The 20,983-nt window shown below is 56.5% G+C and carries 15 protein-coding genes; 2 read left to right on the plus strand and 13 right to left on the minus strand.

Going from position 1 to position 20,983, the window contains the following annotated elements:
* Positions 1–49: 49 nt before the first annotated feature.
* The 13 genes from rpoN to DSD30_RS00625 all read right to left on the minus strand — a co-directional run bounded on the left by rpoN (position 50) and on the right by DSD30_RS00625 (position 16,080).
* The gene (gene rpoN / locus DSD30_RS00565; RefSeq protein WP_114007669.1) at positions 50–1,663 is read right to left on the minus strand and encodes an RNA polymerase factor sigma-54; all 1,614 of its coding nucleotides are present in this window, start codon (positions 1,661–1,663) and stop codon (positions 50–52) included.
* Between the two features lie 366 nt (positions 1,664–2,029).
* Complete coding sequence (lptB, locus tag DSD30_RS00570; protein WP_245418362.1) at positions 2,030–2,764, minus strand: LPS export ABC transporter ATP-binding protein; 735 nt, start codon at positions 2,762–2,764, stop codon at positions 2,030–2,032.
* 273 nt (positions 2,765–3,037) lie between these two features.
* Positions 3,038–3,667, minus strand: coding sequence for an LptA/OstA family protein (locus DSD30_RS00575; RefSeq protein ID WP_114007671.1), 630 nt, complete (start codon positions 3,665–3,667; stop codon positions 3,038–3,040).
* A gap of 2 nt (positions 3,668–3,669) precedes the next feature.
* Positions 3,670–4,566, minus strand: coding sequence for an LPS export ABC transporter periplasmic protein LptC (lptC, locus tag DSD30_RS00580; RefSeq protein WP_114007672.1), 897 nt, complete (start codon positions 4,564–4,566; stop codon positions 3,670–3,672).
* A gap of 257 nt (positions 4,567–4,823) precedes the next feature.
* Positions 4,824–5,444, minus strand: a complete 621-nt coding sequence (locus DSD30_RS00585) for a ribonuclease H-like domain-containing protein (RefSeq protein ID WP_114007673.1) — start codon at positions 5,442–5,444, stop codon at positions 4,824–4,826.
* Between the two features lie 196 nt (positions 5,445–5,640).
* Positions 5,641–5,994 (minus strand): hypothetical protein, encoded by a 354-nt coding sequence (locus DSD30_RS00590; RefSeq protein WP_114007674.1) that lies wholly within the window; start codon positions 5,992–5,994, stop codon positions 5,641–5,643.
* Between the two features lie 136 nt (positions 5,995–6,130).
* Positions 6,131–7,324 (minus strand): glycoside hydrolase family 5 protein, encoded by a 1,194-nt coding sequence (locus DSD30_RS00595; protein ID WP_114007675.1) that lies wholly within the window; start codon positions 7,322–7,324, stop codon positions 6,131–6,133.
* An 8-nt stretch (positions 7,325–7,332) separates the two neighbouring features.
* Positions 7,333–8,091, minus strand: coding sequence for a WecB/TagA/CpsF family glycosyltransferase (locus tag DSD30_RS00600; protein ID WP_114007676.1), 759 nt, complete (start codon positions 8,089–8,091; stop codon positions 7,333–7,335).
* A 61-nt stretch (positions 8,092–8,152) separates the two neighbouring features.
* On the minus strand, positions 8,153–10,855 hold the full coding sequence (locus tag DSD30_RS00605) for a GumC family protein (RefSeq protein ID WP_198662756.1): 2,703 nt from the start codon (positions 10,853–10,855) through the stop codon (positions 8,153–8,155).
* A gap of 182 nt (positions 10,856–11,037) precedes the next feature.
* Positions 11,038–12,564, minus strand: coding sequence for a glucosamine inositolphosphorylceramide transferase family protein (locus tag DSD30_RS00610; protein ID WP_114007678.1), 1,527 nt, complete (start codon positions 12,562–12,564; stop codon positions 11,038–11,040).
* Entirely contained in the window at positions 12,561–13,703 is a 1,143-nt protein-coding gene (locus DSD30_RS00615; RefSeq protein ID WP_114007679.1) for a glycosyltransferase family 4 protein, read from the minus strand. Before DSD30_RS00615 ends, DSD30_RS00610 begins: the two co-directional genes overlap by 4 nt.
* Positions 13,704–13,769: 66 nt before the next feature.
* Positions 13,770–15,152, minus strand: coding sequence for a lipopolysaccharide biosynthesis protein (locus DSD30_RS00620; RefSeq protein ID WP_114007680.1), 1,383 nt, complete (start codon positions 15,150–15,152; stop codon positions 13,770–13,772).
* A gap of 220 nt (positions 15,153–15,372) precedes the next feature.
* Positions 15,373–16,080, minus strand: a complete 708-nt coding sequence (locus DSD30_RS00625; protein WP_114007681.1) for an SDR family oxidoreductase — start codon at positions 16,078–16,080, stop codon at positions 15,373–15,375.
* A gap of 272 nt (positions 16,081–16,352) precedes the next feature.
* On the opposite strand from DSD30_RS00625, the gene ahcY reads away from it, so the two are divergent.
* Positions 16,353–17,750: an adenosylhomocysteinase gene (gene ahcY, locus DSD30_RS00630; RefSeq protein WP_114007682.1), complete on the plus strand. Its 1,398-nt coding sequence runs from the start codon at positions 16,353–16,355 to the stop codon at positions 17,748–17,750.
* Positions 17,751–18,255: 505 nt separating this feature from the next.
* Positions 18,256–20,892 carry a PAS domain-containing sensor histidine kinase gene (locus tag DSD30_RS00635; protein ID WP_114007683.1) on the plus strand — a complete coding sequence of 879 codons (2,637 nt, stop codon included), beginning with the start codon at positions 18,256–18,258 and terminating at the stop codon, positions 20,890–20,892.
* Positions 20,893–20,983 lie beyond the last annotated feature (91 nt).

Genomic DNA, 20,983 nt, shown 5'->3' on the forward strand with positions numbered 1-20,983 from the left:
TTCAATCACCGCCTTCGTGACAAAAAGCAGCCACCAAAGCGAGAATCAATCAGCCTTGAGCGGCTTTTTTCTCGCGCCGCCGCTGAACGGACGACGGAATATGCATCGCTTCGCGATATTTGGCGACCGTCCGCCGAGCAATATCGATGCCGCTGTCCCGCAACAAGGTCACAAGCGCATCGTCGGACAGAATCTTGCTAACGCTCTCGCCGTCGATCGCTTGACGAATGCGGTGCTTGACTGCCTCAGCCGAGTGACTGTCGCCGCCCGAGGTGGCCGCGATGGCCGAGGTGAAGAAATATTTCATCTCGAAGGTGCCGCGGTTGGTGGCGATGAACTTGTTCGAGGTCACACGGCTGACCGTGCTTTCATGCATCTGGATGGCATCTGCGATGGTGCGCAGATTGAGGGGTCGAAGATGGGTCACACCATGGGTGAAGAAGGCATCCTGCTGCTTGACGATTTCGGTCGCGACCTTGAGGATCGTCTGGGCACGCTGATCAAGGCTCTTGACCAACCAATTGGCGCTTTGCAGGCAATCGACCAGAAATTCCTTTTCCTTCTTGCCCGATGCGGTCTGGTTGATCTCCGCATAGTAGGTCCGGTTGACCAGCACCCTTGGCAGGGTGTCACTGTTCAATTCCAACCGCCAGCTGCCGTCGCTTGCTTGCTTGACAAAGACATCGGGGATGATTGGCTGGACCGTCAGATGGCCAAAGCCACCACCGGGCCGGGGATTGAGTGCCCGGATCTCGGCCACCATCTCGGTCAGATCATCCTCGTCAACCGCGCAAAGCTTGCGTAGGGCAGCGAAGTCCCGCTTGGCCAGAAGTTCCAGATTGTCCAGCAGTGCAGCCATCGCCGGGTCGAACCTGTTCTGTTCCTTCAGTTGCAAAGCCAGACATTCAGACAGGGTGCGTGCAAAGACACCGGCCGGCTCGAAGGTTTGCAACACAGCCAGAACCGCCTCCACTTCCTCATCATCCACACCAAGCCGATTGGCAACCAGGGTCATGTCCGATTGCAAATATCCGAAATCATCGAGTTCATTGATCAGGAATTGTCCGATGATCCGCTGTTTCGGGTCAGCAATCGCGGTCGACAACTGCTGTTCAAGATGATCACTGAGGGAAAGCTCGCCAGCCAGCACGGCTTCCAGATCATAGTCGGGGTTTGCCCCCCCATTGCGCATGGGGGTCGACATCCACGGATCATTCAACTGAGGGCCGCTTTGCTCGGCGGAGCCGTGATCATCCGGAAAGACATTGTCGAGGCGGGCATCGAGGTCATTGGAAATGGCTTCCATATGCTCAGGTCGCTCGTCGCCAAACTGCTCGGACAGGTCGGGACCACCGCTTTCCCCGCCAGAGCTTTCGCCATCAGACGCTTCACCTGAAGCCTCTGTGTTGCTGCGTTCCGCATTGGCAGGAGCATCCCCGTCAAAGCGATCGCTGTCAGAGGTATCACCCGACTCGGAGCTGGACGTCTCGTTGGCATATTCACCACCCGCCGCCTCCAGCAAGGGATTGCTTTCAAGCTCCTGCTGGACATAGGAAACCAGATCGAGATTGGACATCTGCAACAGCTGAATGGCCTGCATCAGCTGCGGCGTCATCACCAGCGATTGGCTTTGGCGAATATCCAGTCTGGGTGTCAGAGCCATTCTTGATCCCGTTCGGCGTGAATTGGTACGACTTTTGCTTGTTCTTTATATCAGCCCTTTTGCCATTTGCACAATTTCTAAAACTGCCTCCCGGCATAAAGGGGCATCGGGTTGGTCTTAACGCGTGCCCGGCACAAGACTAAAATCATAAATATCTATTTATTTTCTAGGGCTTAAGATAAAATTCGACCGTCAACCATAAATCGCGCATTTCCGTGTGTGGCTCTGAATTGTCGTTGAAAACTGACCTCGGCAGCTCGAATGCGGTATTATGTTTGCACAAAATACAAGCAGTTGGAGCCGCGTCCTGGACTCATTGGGAGAGGTGCTGACGCACAGAATGGAGCGTTGTCCAGGCTCAAAAGATCACATCGAGAAGCTTTCGCCCAAATAGAGGCGACGGACATCCGGGTTCTGAATGATCTCTGTCGGTGTGCCATTGGTCAGTACGTTGCCAGAATGAATGATATAGGCACGATCGATCAAGGACAGGGTTTCGCGGACATTGTGATCGGTGATCAAAACACCGATGCCGCGGGCCGTCAGATGGCGGACCAATTGCTGAATATCGCCAACCGCGATGGGATCAACGCCGGCGAAGGGTTCGTCAAGCAACATGAAGGATGGACGAGAGGCCAGAGCACGGGCAATTTCCAGCCGACGACGCTCACCACCGGACAAGGCAATCGCCATGGATTTGCGCAAATGGGTGATGGAGAATTCTTCCAACAGCTCATCGAGCTGTTCACGACGCTTCTTGCGATTGCGTTCAACCAGCTGCAGCACGGCCATGATATTGTCTTCGACATTCAAACCACGGAAAATCGAGGCTTCCTGAGGCAAATAGCCGATGCCAAGCTTGGCGCGACGATACATCGGCATGCGCGTGATGTCGAAACCGTCTAGGGAAATATACCCCTTGTCCGGGCGAACCAGACCGGTGATCATGTAGAAAACCGTCGTCTTGCCTGCCCCGTTGGGGCCCAGAAGACCAACCGCTTCCCCCCTTTTGACAGCCAGTGAGGCCGATGTGACCACCGTGCGGCGCTTGTAGCTCTTGCCAATGTCATGAACAACCAGCCAGCCGGGGCCATCCTGCATCAGGGGGTCAAACTCCTGATCAGCCTCAGCATCCCTATCAAGTTGGTTCTGGCCGTTGGTCTCTTGCATCGATTGCGCGGGTCTTCTTGATCATGGCGACAGGGTCGTCATACCAGTTTCAACATGTCACTGTCAGTTTGGGGTCGAAACTGGTTACAAGCACCGGCTTCGGGTTCGGTGTTCGGGGCTTTCGGGCTCCGAACAGATTGTCATTGCTCTTAAATCCTAAGCGACGCATTGTCGAGGAGTTTCAGGCTGGATCCTTGTGTTTCTCTATTTTCGATTGGGTATGAACAGGCCCTGAACCCGCCCCTTGCCTTTTCCATTGGCGTTGCCGGTTTTGGCAGCGGACAGCATCTGGGCAGCCCCACTTTTCATGTTCACCGTCAGCTTCGAGCCTCGCAGCACATTCTTGCCCTGCGTCAGGACCACATTGCCGCTCAATGTAATGACCTCGCGGACCATGTCGACATAGGCGCGATCGCCCTTGGCATTCTGGTCCTTTTGTGAAATGCGGACACCGCCATCGGCCTCAAGCCGGGTGATGGACTGCGCAGTTCCGACCCCACCACCGGAATAATGGACCGTCAGGCGTGCGGAATTGACAATGGTGTCCCCTTGTTTGGCGCGGACACTGCCTTTGAAGACGGCGATCTTCTCCTTGTCGAAGATATCGAGTTGATCGGCTTCGATTTCAATCGGCGCATCGGGATTGGTCCTCAGACCTGATGTGACTTGCGCCATGCCTTGCGCGGATACCCCACCTGTCAGCAATGCAAGCATCAGCAACATGGCAAGGGTGAACGTAGCGAGTTGCATTTTGGCAGAGGTCGTTTCCGCCTTTGCCGTGACCTGCGCACGAGCCGTTGGACGGGGGCGATGATGCATACTGAAAGAATCCATGACTAATTGCTCCCTTGTTGCGGTGCTGCACTGCTTTCACCATTGATCAATGCGGTGTCGATGCGCAGTCGAACATTGCCCGTAAAACGGATCAGATCTCCGCTATCAATCGCCTCGAGTGTGTCGGCTTGCAGCAAAATGTCCTTTGAGGCAATGCGAACCGGCTCGGTGGTGCGCAGATAATTGTCCTTCATCTTCACTTCCACCGCTTCTGTCTTCAGGCCATAGCCCTGAGAAGATTTCACATCGACCGCGCCGCTCAGCTCCAAAAACTCGTCCTTCTGATTGAAGCGGCCTGCATTGGACGTGAAGGTGACCCAATCGGCGTTGGGCATGGTGATCCGGGCAGACAGATCTTCAAGATTGACCACGTCAGGCTCGGAGAGCTTCTGAATGGCCTTCACCGCCTTCACCTCATAGGCCCGGTCATCGGAAAAGCCGTTGAGGTTCGGGTTTTGCATGATGATCTCATCCTGCTTGAAGGCCTCTTCGTTGCTGACAACCTCTTCAGGCAGCGGAACAGGTTTTTGATTGACGGCCCATGTGGTGAAGCTTCCGATGATGCCAAGCGCAATCAGCGGCAACAGCCATTTCAGCCATGTCACCCGGCGGGTGTGGCGCTGGGCGGAGCGAAACGCCTTGTGCTGCTCATCTTCCGAAATGATGCGCATGTTGGAGAAGGTGGAGGCGCCATCCTTTGTCGGTTGGATTGATGTCGGATGTAGCGGTTCCGGCCCCAGATCTGCCGAGATATGATCGGCTTCGATGAGATCCGATTCAACTCGTTCTGCCTGTTCGTGTTGAACGCCCCCCTGACGAACAGCCTCGCGACGCGTCGGATCCGGAATGGCTGGGCCACGGCGCGTTTGAGGAAACGGGTCGTCCTTCGGGTCGGTCATGAATGGTCTCTCTGCTCTTCAGCTGTCTGAGGGGCGCACCAGATTTTGTTGGCAGTTCGGGCGACCGTCACAGGACGGGCACCTCCCATACAGGGGATCATGTCTGGCATATGGCGTATATAGCAGGGAAATCAAGGCGCAAATATGCTGTCTTCTGCCCCTGTCAGCCTGTTGCCGGGCCTTCCGATAGGGAATGTCGCCTGACAGGTTGAGGGGGGATGGCGCCCCCTCCCCGTGATCCCTTTGGGACCATTCAATCAGGAATGGGCGAAAATGTCACTCTCGTCCCAACCGGCCAGATCGAGCTTGGCGCGGGTCGGCAGAAAATCGAAACAGGCCTGTGCCATGTCCTTGCGATCCTCACGGGACAGGCGGGCCCGGAAAATCCCCATCAAACCATGCAGATACAGCACATCAGATGCCGCATATTTCTTCTGGGCATCGGTCAACATGTCCGCGCCCCAATCAGAGCTTTGCTGCTGTTTGGAGATATCCACTTCGAGAAACTCCCGACAGACATCCTTCAGACCATGGCGATCGGTGTAGGTGCGGGTCAGTTTGGAGGCGATCTTGGTGCAGAAGACCGGGTTCGGCATCACCCCGAAGGTGTGATAGAGCACGGCCAGATCAAAGCGGGCAAAGTGGAAGATTTTGGTGACTTTTTCATTGGCCAGCAAGGTGCAGAGATTGGGCGCTTCGGTCTGTCCCTTGGCGATCTGGACCAGATCGGCAGATCCGTCTCCGGGGGACAGTTGGACAACGCACAGGCGATCCCGATGCGGATCGAGCCCCATTGTTTCGGTGTCAATCGCCACCGCATTGACCTGATCATAATGGTTGAGGTTGGGGAGATCGCCTTGATGCAGCCGTATGGTCATCTATTTGCAATACCTTGGATAATGAAACGGGGTAAGACCGCGTTGCATGATTGTCGAATGGGCGATGAGCCCGGATGGCCCATCGATGGTGAAACAAAGCTTAAAAGGTTCGTTAACGACTCTCAAGACTTGATCGGCAGTAGCGCACATGATCACCACCCTTTCGGTCACGCCTTATAATGATCGGGAGGCCGGCTCAATATTGCACCTTGCAGATGTAACGCTCGAAAACCCAGCCGGATGGATAGGCGTCATGGGGAGCAAAGAGATAGGTCAGCACCTGCACCTCGCGCCAGCCGGCAGTGCCGCTTGGCTCGAAACTGCGCAACGGCGTTTCCGGTCCAAGGCGCATGATTTCAGCGCAATGGGTTGCACCACAGCTGCGCAGAGAGAGATAATTGTCACCGTTGGGATCAAGACGGCAGGTGACATAATCCTCACCGTCATAAGCAACGGCCACAGGGGCAGAAACGGTGATACCCGTCGCCAAGGCAATATCCACGGCGAGGATGATCGCCAGTTTGGTCAGTTGTGATTTGATAGAAGCCATCAACGCCTTCCTTCCAAGTCTCATGCCAAGAATGTACCGGGATGCCCTGATCCTAGCATTGCGCAGTCCCCTGCATGAAGCGCAACTGCGGCAGCGCTACCATTGGGCGCAGGAAAAGCGGTCTTGATGCCCACAGCTAAGGCTTTGCGCTGGTGCTCGGCGCTGTCAGAGCCTCAAGCACATAAGGATCCGGCAGAGTTGTCTCTGGATTGACCATCGCAAATCCATCAGAGAAATCCCAATGGGCCCAGCCCAGACAATGGCTTTCAGCCGCCTCGCGCACGGCGCGCAGCCAATCGGTGCGGGCAAAGCGGTCGACATCGAAGTCGAGAACCCCAAATTCGTTGATGATCACGGCGACCCTATGCTGACGCGCCCAAGTGGCGGTGGCCGACAGCTCGTCCCTGATGCGCACGGCATCCCATGGGGTTTCATAGGCATTGCGGATCTCCTCGACCGCATCCGTTTCTCCCGCCGCAGAGAACTGCCTGATCTGTTCCTGCACCGCTGGATGATCGATACTGCCCGGGAAAGGCAGTTGCTTGAGACGGGACATTAAGGATCCCTCATCCCACGTCATGGCCTGATGGGTGAAGAGGAAGGGATCATAAAAATGGATCGCATAGATGATGGTGTCGCCTTTGAGCGGGGGGGACTCCACCAACGGTTCGTGGCGCTGGAAGACAGCCGGGCCGACCACGAGCCGACGCCCCTTGTCCACGTCATTCAACCAGCTGACCAGCTTCTGGGCCTGTGGCCACCAGACATTCTGGGGCGGGGTCGGCTCGTTGAGCAGCTCGAAATAGACCTGTTCACGCGGCCAGTCGCGCCCGCGTTCAACAACATGCTGCCAGGCTTCCTGCAATTGTCCGAAGGCCCGTTTGGGGGCCATGCTGTGCAGCTTTTGAAAGCGGCCTGCTGGGTGCATGTCGACCGAGACCGCAAAGCCCAGCCCGACAAGGCGGGTGACGGTTTCATCAAGTTGATCAAGATAGGCCCGCCGGTGATCGGCGTCATGATAGGCCGATATCAAATTTTCGCCATCGACTGGCAGGCGGATATGTTGCAAGCCCTGCTGTTTGAGGGCGGATAGCAAGGCATCATCGGGCTTGAAACCACTATAAAGTGGATCCCAGTTGGGCAGATTGAAACCACGCGCCAGCAAAGCCCGATCATTGCCCCGCCTGAATGGATGATCCTGCGGGCAGTGGGCATAGGGATCCGGGGGGGTGGTGCCTTCGTCTGCGTGAAGAATTGCAGCGGGCTGCCCCACCGAGATGGCCAACGCCAAAAAAACGGATTGCAGCCCGAGGGACAGAAAAGAACGCATGACTTACCTCAGTGGGTTTTTGTCAAAAGCAGCCAAACCGCATGGGGATTGGTGGTGACATAGCGCCAGAAAAGCCGTTTGGGTTCCTGTCCGATGCGGTAGACCCATTCGAGTCCCGATTTCTGCATCCATTGCGGCGCGCGTTTATTCTTGCCCGAGAGGAAATTGAACAAACCACCAGAAGTCTTGATGACGCCAACACCGGTAAGGCGAGCCTTGTTGCGGGAGACGAAGTCCTGCTCGCGCGGCACCCCCATACCAAGCCAAAGGATATCCGGCTGGGCTGCATTGACTGCCTCAATCACCGCATCCTCTTCCTCCGGTTTGACATAGCCGTTGCGGAAGCCTGCAAAAATCAGCTTGGGATAGAGCGCTTTCATGTTGGCCACAGCACGTTCGATTTCATCTTGCGAAGCACCGAGGAAATAGAAGCTCACCTGTTCGGCCTCGGCCATACGCGCGGTGTTGTGCACCAGATCGGTGGTTGCAACCCGTTCAGGCAGTTTGGATTTGGCCAGTATTCTGGACGCCCTGACCAAGGGCTCGCCGTCGGCATGGATGATGTCAGCTTGCTCGAACAAAGCCTTCACACCGGGCTCCAGCGCACACATGGAGAGCACCTGACCATTGGCAGAGGTGGAATAGAGAGGGGGCTGATCCATGCCCCTCGCCGCGACTGCGTGATCAATCATCCGCCTGGCTGCGCCGTCCAGATCCTCGACGGTAATCGGCAGGCCACCAATGATCGGCTTGGAAAGGTCTGTCATGCTTCTTCGAAATCCCCCAAATATTCGATTAGAATGTTTGGGGGATTATAGGCAGGAAAGCTTAATTTTGGGTTTGGTCCATCACCAGCCCGACGGCATTTTCCTCTGCCCAGTCCTGCCATTCGAGCATCTCGTCGGACGGCAAATTCTGCTCGTCGAGCACCAGAACGGCCGCATCGGCCAACTGGATCAGATCTTCAAGCACGGCCGGATGGGCAACCTGATGGGTTTCGAGAATGACAAAGCCATAGCGATCCTTGCACAGGGTCAACAGGCTGGTCAGTTCGCGGGCAAGCTCGTCTTCAAGGCCGTTTTCCATCAGCAAGGCGGAGCCGATCAGGAAGGGTATCTGGTCGAACCCTTCAAATTCCTGCAAGCGGGCAACCCGCTCGGGGGCCGCAACCGTGCTGACTTTGCGGGGCGGCGGCAGGTCCTTTTCGGCCTGATCCTGCAGCGAAATGACCACCGGATGAAATCCCTCATCAATGGCGAATTCCCGGAACAGGTCGGAGGTGGCATCCTGACGGACCCCATCCTGCGCGGCAGCAACAAGCAGGCAAACATGGTCTTCTGCCAATCCAGCGGCCAGAAATTGCTCCAGTTTGTCCTGATGCGTGTTGAGCATGGTATCCAGAACCCGGTCCCGGTTATCCACGTCGTGATACGGCATGGACATCAGAACGGCAGAGGATGTGAGGCGGGTCCGGCGTCGAGACGGGCGCTTTTCCGCACGCGCGGCCTCACGGGTCCTCGTGGCAGCGGCGATCCGTTCTGCACGGGCGGATTGCCGGGATTTTGGCTGGGTCTGCTTCAGGTGAACCACTCGGTCTTCCAGCTCCCCTTCAGCGTCGACAGCGCTGAGATCGCCTTCGTTGGAAGTCAGCTGCGCTTCATCGAGGGAAAGCTCTGCCTCCAAAAGGGATAGATCTTCCTGCAAGGCCGTGTTGTCGTTGTCGTCGGGCTGTTCAGTCACAAGGGTGGACTGAGAATGCGGTTCCTCCGCATCGGTATCCAGATCCACATCCGGGGTCGATACGACATCTTGATCGACGGTGTCCGAGACGGCAACGGTCTCATTTGCCTTGGTGGCATCATCTGCTATCGCCTCGTCCGGATGGGCCTCGTTCGGCTGCGTGTCGGTGTCTGACGGCAGCGATCGCAAATCGCGTGCCGCAACCGCCTCAAGCAGGGCTTCGGGCGGGCAATCCATCACATCCACCCGGCGGGCATCGGACGGTGCCATCAGAGGGGGATCTTGTGGCCGGTTTGCCGCATCCGCAGACCTCTGGTGCTGCAGTGAGTGTGGCAACGGCAGCGTCATTGCCTGCCGCACCATGGCCAGCAACAAACCAAGAAAGGCTCCCAGCACCACAAGAACCGGCAGAACCAGCTTCAGGGATGGCTTGTTGGACTTGATTGGCACTGGCGCAGGCGACACGATGCGGGCTTCGCTGAATTGGAAATTGCTCTGCTCGTCCGTGATCTTGTAACGCTCAAGAAACTGCTCATAGAGATTGCGGTTGGCGGTGGCCTGTCGTTCAAGATTGGCAAGCTCAACGCGGGCCGTGTTTTGCTTGATCGCGCGCTGGCGGGCATCGGCCAACTGGCTCTCAATGGATTGTTTCTTGGCTTTGGCCGTTTGATAGGCCTGATTGGTACGCTGAACAAGGCGGCGACGCTCCTGCGCAACCTGACCGGCAATGATGCGTTGCTGTTCGGCATTGGCAAGCACGCGTGGATGGCGTGAGCCAAGGGTCTGGTTCAATTCCGCAGCCTGACGGCGCAACCGGTCCTGCTCCTGCAACAATTGATCAAGATTGACAAACTGGTTGCTCTGGCCATTGTTGGCACTGGCCGGTTCGCCATTCTTGCTGGCCTGCAAATAGCGGGCACGCGCTTCGGCCAACTCGGTTGAGACGGTTGCCAGTTGCTGGACCAGAGAGGTCAGCTGCTGGTCATCCAGCGTTCCCTGTGCCCCTGCATTGACGATGCCCGAACGGGCCTGAAAGGAGGCAACCGCATCTTCGGACTTTTTCAGATTGGCCTGCAACGCAGTCAATCGCTCCGAAAGCCAGCGGGAGGCATCGGCACTGGTCTCGGCACGAAAATCCCTCTGATCCCGGACAAAGGCTTCTGCCACACCATTGGCGTATTTGGCGGCATTTTCCTTGTTTTTGGACTTGTAGTAGACCTCGACAATATAAGTAGCGCCCTGCCGATAGGCCGACAGGTTGCTGCGGAACATACCGATCAGTTCGGTCTTGCTGGTCGCCTTGGCAAAGGTGGGATCGGATTTTACATCCAGCTCATCAACCACCTTGCCAAGAAAGCCATCGCTGTTCATCACTTCGACATAACTGGTCAGGGCGGCGGCATCGCCACCGATACCGGAAAGCACCGCTTCGTTGTTGGTGACACGCGGCTGACGCGGATCCACGAGAATGAGAGCCTTGGTGCCGTAGGTGTTCGGCACCAGCAGATAGATCCCCATTCCCACGATCAGCACAACGAGCGCAACTTTGATAATGCTGCGCAAATTGCCAAGCAGGAATCGGGCAATGGACAAGGGGTGGATCAGTCCGGCCCACGTGTCGCCACCGGCTCCCTCACTGGCTGATGGATAAAGCGGCTCAACCCGTCGAGGTTGCGGATCGGTGTTGATGGGGGAATGCGCACGCACGTCCTGATCGTTGTTGACTGGTTCTTCCCCGGAAGGCTGCCAGTCCAGATCCTGTTTCCTGGTCTTCTTCTTGCGTCCAAACATTCCACTGATTCCGTTGTCAGAAGGCATGACAAAGGGCGAGCTGACAGCCCACACTTGCGGCTAGTATCACTGGACGATATTGAGGTTTGGTTAACCATAAGTGGAAATGACGAGCCTTTCGCTTCCATCTCTTCTCATTGACAGCGAAGGGCGATGACACAAAGGCGTGCCGAATGCGTGGCTCAGCGCGAGCCTTTCGGGCGATAGATCCTCTCGGCAATCCAGCGCAGCAGGGACCATTTTGGCCGCAGAATCGCACCATCAATCACTTCCAGATTGCCAGCCCGATTGAGCGTGTGGAGTTTGCGCCCCGGCCAGTGGCTGTTTGGTTCGAGCGTCTTGATAACCCGTTGCTCGTAATGCTCCGGGGAGAGGTGTGTCACCTCGACCAGTTTCAGCGCGGCCCCATAGGAGGCCGTGCAATCCTGAACCGGGCGAAGCAGACTTTTGCCACGCACAATCATATTGCCAGCCGGGCGAGCGGTTGCCTTGTCGATCAGCACCGGATTTTGCGCGTGCGGTTGCCATGGTCCAAACAAGTCGTCAGCATAAAAGAGCGACAGGCAATCGGAATAGCCCCCAGCCCCGTCGCGGGTGACGCAGAAGATCCACCAGCGGCCCTCCCATTGAGCGATGGTCACATCAGCGGCATCAAGTCCGGTCAGAAGCACCTTTTCACGCTGCCAGCCAACAGGAAACGCCTCCGTCCTGTAGAGCGCCACGTCCCCATTGGCCGAGGTTTCCGGGATCATGTAGGTCTGATCCTGATGGCGAAGGAGATAGGGATAGGACAGGTGATAAGGTTCTTCAAGGCAGCATTCGACAGGGCCGGGTTTGCCCGCCTCATCGAAGGTTACGACCGACAGGACCCCTTTCTGGGTGCGCTGATCGAGGTCTTCAAAGAACAGATAATGGCGGCCACCTTCTTCCCAAGGCACCGGGTCGGCATAGAAATGGGTTTCCTTGTCCCGCAGCACCTGCCATGTTTCGCCCGCCAAGGACTGACGGCTCCAGACATCCTCGTCCTCGACAAACCGCCAGCCGACCCGCCAGTGGCTGGGGCGAAAAAGGCGGTAATAGATCTGCTTGAGCCTGTCCTTGAAACGAGATTTGGCGGTTCGCTTCTTCAGGGTCCCGGCATCGGGCAGGCGGGCCGAACGGGAAATGAGCGGCTGAACCCAGCGGTGGGGATGACCAATCCAGGCATCAATAAGCGTGATGACCCGGGCGAAGACCTGATCCATCGAGCCTGTAACCCCAGCGGCCAACTCACCGGAAGGAGCTGCCGTCGCCACGATCTTTCCCGTACCGGTGCGCAAGGCAATCTGCGGCATACCGGAGGCCATGATCGAGGCGACCAGCGCTTTCTCCCCTGCATGGCCATTATATAGCAGCGTGACACTTTCCTTGCTGGAAGGAGGACGCCCATCTCCAACCAAATCGATCACCAGATCGAAGGTCTCGTCCGGTTGAGCCCGTTCGTGGAACCTTTCCAGCTCACAGACATCCATCGGCGTCGCACCATGGCGCTGATTTTTGTGATAATAGCCTTCCTCGGCTTGGAACAGTTGTTCGACATGCTCCGGCAGGGGGGACGCATCCGACACGGCAACATGAATGCTGGCAGCGTGATTTTCGGTCAGGCGACGGGCGAGGCTCTCCATCCATTGGCGACAATGGGATGGGTCGATGTAAAGTCCAATTTTCATGCGGCGGCCTCTTCGGCCCGTGTTTGTATTGCCTTGCCCTGATCCATGATGAGCTGATCATAGGCATTGATCATTGCGTCAAGGGAGTAGAGTTTCTTCAATTCTCGGGCCGATTCTGCCATTGCGGTGGCGCGTCCCTGATTGGAGAGCAGCTCGCGGATCGGCTCGATAAAGCTGTCCGGCTCATCAGAATTGGCAAAGAGAGCGCAAGGGCCAAGCTCGGTCTGTAGAACTTCGCGCAAAACCGGCAAATCGTTGGCCACGATGGGCAAGCCGGCCTGAGCGGCTTCGACAGCGGCGAGGCCAAAGGTTTCGGCTTCGCTTGGAAAGACAAAGAGATCGAGGGCGGCGAGAAAATCCCCCACCTTGTCCGGTCCCATCTCACCGGTGAAATGCAACCGGTCAGCCACTCCCAACCCTTCGGCGATGGAGCGAAGACGCAACTCATCTGGCCCCTGCCCCCCAAGCGCAAGATGCCAGCATTCATTGTGGGTGAGCGCCCGGATGGCCACATCCAACCTTTTGAGCGGATTGAGACGGGCGACCGAGCCAAGCAGGATCACATCCTGTGGCAGACCAAATTGTTGGCGCGCGGCCGATCGGCCGAGATTGGAGCTTTTGTCGCGGAACCCGTGGGGCACATGAAGCATGCGCTTTTCATACCGGTCCGGATATCCTGCATAATCCCCTGCGGTGTCGGCGGAATTGACGGTGATCACATCATACATGCCAATCCGGCCCCACAGCTTGTCGATGGCGCGGATCTTGTCATTCATCGTCTTGGGTGCAGAGACCTGATTGGCAATCACATGACGCACCCCTGCCAGTCGCGCGGCGGGTGCGCCAAACAGGTTGCCATAATGCTGGAAGGTCAGCACCACATCGGGTTTGATGGCTGCAATCTGCCTGATCAGCCGGAACAAGAATTTGGCAAAAGCCATCGCCGAGCGAGGGCGATCCTCGACACAGAAGACCGTGTTGGGAGGCGCCTCGAAACTTGAGGATTTGCGATAAAAGAAAAGGTGATGGATGTCATAGCCCTTGGGATCAAGCCCCTCGCCCAACAGGCGCGAAATCTCCTGTGCTCCAGCATTCTCGGCCTGGGTCTGAATGAACAGAATCCGCGGTCGCGATGACATGGCTAACTCCCCTTGGTCTTTCTCGTTCGAAAATACACGTTCAAACACATGAAGGCGTGATGTGGGCTATTGATCGGTTTCGGGCTGGACGTCCGGACTTTCATGCAGGAAGCGGAAGATGGACGGGTCCATGCCCGTCTTGCTGCGGCATTGGATATTGAGCCAGATTGCCATGATCACCATAACAGCCGCCGTCACCATGGCAGCCCCCGTGATGCCATAATGCGGGATCACCAGAAAGAAGCCAATCACCCGCAGCACAACCGACAGGGTGACCGTTGTCATATAGGGGCTCTCGTGGCCCGTTAACATCAGGAAACTCGGAGCCGGACCATTGGCCGCAGTGATTGCCGTGCCGATCGACAGGATCAACAGCACGTGGAAATAGTCCATATAGATGTCGCCAAACAGCAACAGCATGTAATGGCCGAGCAGCAGCACGCAGCCCATGCCGCCCACCACGATGATCAGCGTCATGCCTGCCATCAGATTGAGGCTATGCTTCACGGCTTCGACGTCCCGGGCGAAATAGAGGCTTGGAACGCGGCGGGTGCCGAAGGTGTTGATGCCACTGGCGGCCAGTGCAAAGGCATTGGCCAGACGGGACGCCACAAAATAAGCCCCGGCAAGCATCGGATCGAGCAGCAGGCCGATCAGGAATACTTCCAGATGCTGATTGGAGGCTTCCATGATGGAAGCGAGCCATAGACGCACAGAACGGGGCGTCCATTGGGCGAAATCATATTCGGGCGTCGGGGTGCCGATCTCGGCCCGGACGCGACGCCAAGAAAGATAGGCCTGCGAGCCAATGACAAGGGTCAACCCCACCGCAAAGACGGCAAGGATCTCGGCCGTGTCGACCATTCGCCCCATAAGCAGACAGACAGCAAGAAAGACAATTGCCAATCCTCGCCATGTCAGCTCATAGTGGGCGTCGCCGAGTTTGATGCCGACCACCACACGGGCCACGTGCGAGCTGAACAGCGACAGGGTGTTGGTGGCCATGAAGGCGATGACGGCCACCACAAGAAACCATTTTTCCAGTCCCGTTCGCTCGGTCCAGCTGTCACTGAATGCAAAGAACAGAAACAGCAAGGCGGAGACAATGATCACCCCGAACACGGAAGAAATCCAGCCATAGCGCAAGGCCCCAAGCGCCAATCCATGCTGGCCGCTTGTGCGATATTCGCTCCAGTTGCGGACGATCTGCAGCTCTTGGCCGGCTGCAGCGACAATCGACAGCATTGAGGCGACAGAGAAAAGGACTGAAAAGTGCCCGAACTCTTCGGCACCGGCCGCGTTGGCTGCCAACGAGAAGAGGCCGAAGGCAATCACTGCACTGACCACCTTCATGGCCAATGTCCCGGCAATGCCCTGGGCAACCTTGTTGCCGATAATCTGTAGAAGACGCGCCCGCAAGGAGAGGGACGCCTGCGCAATATCTGTCATACCTGTTTCCTGCCGAACCAGTCAGTTCCCCCAATGGCGCCTGCCGCATGCCCCCATAGGATCCAGCAGGCGAAAGACCTGAAATCAGAATGCAAGCATGCATGCTGGTGCGGCTCTTCAATAGAAAGACTATAAACAGGCTTATAGAATATTCCGTTACCTGACATGTTTAACTAGGTCTTAATCGCGTTTGGTGTCGGCCACACCTGTCGTCAGCGCTTTACCAGTCGTGGGGGTCTCCGGTCCAATTGAGGAAGGATCCGGTGTCCTCAAGGGTCAGGCGATCGATGACGTCGGCCATCTGGCGGGCACTGTCTTGGGGTGTGATGTCGGCCTCAACGCCGCCCATATCAGTCTGGACCCAACCGGGATGGAACAGGATGCAAGCGATATTCTCAGGCTTCAGGTCCGCCGCCATCAGCTTCATCACCATATTCACCGCTGCCTTTGACGACCGATATGCATAGCGGCCTTTGCTTTGATAACTGAGTGCACCGAGCTGGCTGGAGATGGTGACGATCTTTGCCCCGTCCGTTTCTCGGGCGGCGGCTTTCAGGTTTGGCAGCAGGCTTTGGACCACACGCATCGGCGCCATGCTGTTGACCGCAAAGACGTGCGACCAGGCATCATAGTCCATGTCATCGATGGACTGTCGATCACCGCCCATGATGCCCGCATTGTTGATCAACAAATCAATGGCCTGCCCCTCAAGTCTTCCTGCCATGGCATCCAGACTGGCTTGGTCGGTGACATCGGCCTTGTGCAAGGTGACGCGGCCAAGATGATTGGTGACCAGTTGGCGCAAATCATCGGCCTTCTCTGGTGCCCGACAGCAGGCATGAATATGCCAGTCGGGGCGATCAAGATAAGCACGGGTCAATTCCAGCCCGATGCCGCGATTGCTGCCGGTGATGATGCAGTGTTTCATAATGCCTGGCCCCTGTGTGATCTGCCAACAAGTGATTTCCCCCTGTTTGAACAGGATCCGGATGTCACAAGCAAGACAGTATTAACTTGCTTTCAGGAATTATTGCAATCCAGAGTAGATCTGACATAAAGAATTGTTTATATCCTTATTGCTTTGTGCAAAGAGCCACGGTATAACAGGGCCAACAAACGGGCTGATCGGTATATCGCGCCCGTTTTCGTGCTTTATGTGACACAAAAGACGGGCCTTGATGCGGGCCCTCAGGCAAAGGAATGAACATGGCTGACTATGTTGTCAAAGACCTGTCCCTGGCGGACTGGGGCCGCAAGGAAATCGCAATCGCCGAGACCGAAATGCCGGGCTTGATGCAGACCCGTGCGGAATATGGCCCAACCCAACCGCTGAAAGGCGCCAAAATCACCGGCTCGCTGCATATGACGATCCAGACCGCTGTGCTGATCGAAACCCTGCAGGCACTGGGCGCTGAAGTCCGTTGGGCGACCTGCAACATCTTCTCCACCCAGGACCATGCCGCTGCGGCCATCGCCGCCACCGGCACCCCTGTCTTTGCCGTCAAGGGCGAAACGCTGGTAGAATACTGGGATTATGTTGACCGCATTTTCGATTGGGGCAACGGCGAAGGCCCGAACCTGATCCTCGATGATGGCGGCGATGCGACCATGTATGTGTTGCTCGGTGCCAAGGTCGATGCCGGCGAAGAGATCATTCCAAATCCGGAAAATGAAGAAGAGCATGTGGTCAAGGCCCAGATCCTGAAGCGCGCCAAGGCGACACCGGGCTGGTTCACCAAAATCCGTGATGGCATTCTGGGCGTTTCCGAGGAAACCACAACAGGTGTGCACCGTCTCTATCATCTGGCGAAAGCCGGTGATCTGCCGTTCCCTGCCATCAACGTCAACGACTCGGTCACCAAGTCGAAATTTGACAATCTCTATGGCTGCCGTGAGTCCCTTGTTGATGGCATCAAGCGTGCAACCGACGTGATGATTTCCGGTAAAGTTGCCGTGGTCGCCGGATTTGGCGATGTGGGCAAAGGGTCTGCGGAGTCGCTGCGCTCTCAGGGTGCCCGCGTGATTGTCACCGAGATCGATCCGATCTGCGCATTGCAGGCCTCCATGCAGGGCTATGAAGTCACCACCATGGAAGATGCCGTGCCACAGGGAGACATTTTCGTCACCACCACCGGCAACAAGGACGTCATCACCATCGAGCATATGCGTGGCATGAAAGATCGCGCCATCGTTTGCAACATTGGCCACTTTGACAGCGAGATCCAGATCGGTGCCCTGAAAAACCTGACCTGGCACAATGTCAAGCCGCAGGTTGATGAAGTCGAATTCCCCGATGGCAAGCGCATCATCGTTCTGGCCGAAGGTCGCCTCGTCAACCTTGGCTGCGCCACCGGTCACCCATCCTTCGTGATGTCAGCATCCTTCACCAACCAGACACTGGCCCAGATCGAGCTGTTCACCAATCATGGCGGCTATGGCAAGGATGTTTATGTCCTGCCCAAAGCGCTGGATGAGAAGGTTGCGATGCTGCATCTGGAAAAACTCGGCGTCAAATTGACTCAGCTGAGCAAGGACCAGGCAGACTATATCGGCGTGCCTGTGGAAGGACCGTTCAAGCCAGAGCATTACCGCTATTAACAGAAAAATTAACCAAATGTTAAGGAATGGCAGAAATCCAATAGGTTCGACTGCCTGAACCTTTCATCTGTAATGAATGCGCCCTTTTCGTCAGTGAATAGGGCGCATTTTTTTTACTCAAATGCATTGCGGACTCTTCTGCCGGAGTCCACGAAGCGGTAATGTAAAGTGATTCGATTGGAACCGGTGGAGGCCCCGGCTCCGGTCACCAAGATGCGTATTCAAGCTGTAACATTTGCGTGTGCCCGAGGCAGTCTTCATGAATCAATCGATTCAGGGATCGTGGGTGGATTCGGTCAGCGTCATGTGGATTGACCAGATTTTCCACACGCAAAAGTCATGTTGCAAACAGCGCAAACGAGATAATGAACCGGCTTCGTCCGGTTCTGATCACCTGCTGAGATGGGGGCATCGATACAGGGGATCAAAGAGAGGAAGAAGATCACTCCGCACCGCCCAGAGCGCTGGAGGGTGGATCTGATCAAGCGGCGAAAGGGCGAGCAAGATGCCGATCAACGGCCTGTTCGGAAACAAGAGCAACAATAGACGTCTCAATTCTTCTATCACCTCCTCCAACCGGACGAAGGGGTCTCGCACCTCCATACGCATCGGATTGCTGGGACTGATTGGCATCACCTTCACCAGTCTCATGGTGCAGGCGCAGGAAGGGATGACAAATCAGACCGTAACGACACCGTTGTCGCCAGAGGCGTCCGGTTTGTCGCTTGAGAGCGGTGCGGCGCTGATTGCGCCCTTGACCGGTATGGTCACAACAGCGGAATTGCTGGTGCTTGTCCTGCTCACGGCCAGTCTGTTGTTTGCTATCGGAGCGGGCGCAGCCTTCATCGGCGAACGGCGCCGCAATCGTGCCAATCTGCGCTCCGCCCATGAAGCCATCACCACAATCCAGTCCCGACTTGATCAATCCGAAAGCCTGCTCAATGCCCTCGACCAGCTGATGATCATCTGGAATGGCGCCCAGCGCGATCCGGATTTTCGCGGCAATCTGGGCAACAATGCCCATTTGTTTCCGCAAGGCACGTCGATCCTTGCCTTCGGTAACTGGTTGCATGTGGAATGCGCTCAGGAAGTCGAGCTCGCCATCGAACAATTGCGCAGCACCGGACAGCGCTTTTTGCGCACCGTGGAAACCCTTGACAATGCGCTGGTCGAAATCAGCGGACGAACGTCCGGTGCACGAGCCATTGTCCAGTTGCGCATGCTTGATGGTGCGGAATATGACCGCGCCCGTCTCGATCACGAGGCCGCCCGTCAGGCCAGTGAACTGTCCCGCCTGAAGCATCTGCTTGATGCAGTACCAATGCCGATCTGGTCGCGCGATGAAGACGGTCATCTAAGCTGGATGAACAATGCCTATCTGTCGGCGGTCGAAGCGGACAGTCTCGATCATGCCCTGCGCAATCAAACGGAGTTGCTCGATCACCGCGGTCGGGATGCCGTTCAGCAGGCCCATGGCGACGGCTCCAGTCTTGATTCCATCACCCACCGCCTGCCGGTGATCGTTGCTGGCAAACGGCAGATTTTCGAGGTGCTCGACATCACTGCCCATATGGGCACCGTGGGCATCGCCATTGATGTTTCCGAAATCGAGGCAAAGGAAAAGGCACTTGAGCGCACCCAGGCCTTCCACACCTCAACAATGGATCAGCTGACCACTCCGGTGGCCATTTTCGACTCCAATCAGAATTTGCACTATTACAATGCCGCCTACAGCCAGCAGTTCAAGCTGGATCCGGTCTTTCTTGATGGCCATCCAAGCGAAAGCGCTGTTCTTGACCGAATGCGGGCCAATCGCAGCCTACCCGAGCAGGCCGACTTCCACGGCTGGAAACTCGATTTCCTTTCCGCCTATCGCAATGTAGACCCGAGCGAGCATTGGTGGCACCTGCCCGACGGCCAGTCTCTGCGCGTGGTGGCGACCCCCAACCCGGATGGTGGCGTGACCTATCTGTTCGACAATGTCACCGAACAGTTGGAACTGGAAAAGCGCTACAATTCCCTCATTCGCATTCAGCAGGAAACCCTTGATCATCTCAATGATGGCGTGGTGGTGTTTGGCTCCGGCGGACGCCTCAGGGTCTCGAACCCTGCCTTTTCCAAGGTTTGGAATTTCCCCACGGATCGTCTGGAAGAATCGCCACACATCGCTGCCGTGCTTGAATGGTGTCGCCGCAAATGCAACGATGAAGTCGCCTGGAATGAATTGAAGCGCAGCATTGTCGGTCTGGAAGACAAACGCATGAGCGTGCAGGGCCAGCTGGAATGCAATGACGGCACCTTCCTTGACTATGCGTCGATCCCGCTGCCTGATGGTGCAACCATGGTGACCTTTGTCGATGTAACCGACAGCGTCACCGCCGAGCGCAACCTGCAGGAACGCAACGAAGCGCTGTTGGCTGCCGATCAGCTCAAGAACACCTTCGTCCAGCATGTCTCCTACGAGCTGCGCTCGCCGCTCAACAGCATCAGCGGCTTTACCGAGCTGCTGCAAGGCGAGGCCTTTGGAACGCTCAACGAGAAGCAGCGCGAATATGTCGATCATATCATGACCTCGAGTTCGTCACTGCGTGCCATCGTCAATGACATTCTCGATCTGGCGACCATCGATGCGGGCATCATGCAGCTCGAGCTGGAACAGATCGACCCGGTGGAATCCATCCGCGCCGCCGCCGAAGGCCTGCAAGACCGCCTTGCCGATAAAGAAATCCACCTCGATATATCGGTCGCCGAGAATATGGGCCAGTTTGTCGGTGACGAAAAACGCGTACGGCAAGTGCTTTTCAACCTCATATCCAACGCCATTGCCTTCTCTGAGGATCATGGCGAAATCTCGGTCCATGCGGACCGGTTGAGTGATGCCATCACCTTTGCCATTCAGGATCATGGCTGTGGCATCCCTGAGGATTATAAAGAGACGATCTTTGATCGCTTCGAAAGCCGCAACACGGCGGGGAACCGACGCGGGGTCGGGTTGGGATTGTCGATCGTCAAGAGCTTTGTCGAATTGCACGGCGGCAGCATACAGATTGATAGCAGCGAGGGAGGTGGGACAATTGTCACCTGCAGCTTTCCCATTGATCCTCATTTAGCCCGCGCCGGAGAAAGTGCGGCTGCGGAATAAACTCGACAGACGCCCTCGCAATGGGATAAGACGGAGCCCGCATTTTTCTTTCGGGTTCCGGTCACTGACAGGCATCCTGCCATCCCCTCAA

Source organism: Cohaesibacter intestini (genome assembly GCF_003324485.1).
Taxonomy (GTDB): domain Bacteria; phylum Pseudomonadota; class Alphaproteobacteria; order Rhizobiales; family Cohaesibacteraceae; genus Cohaesibacter; species Cohaesibacter intestini.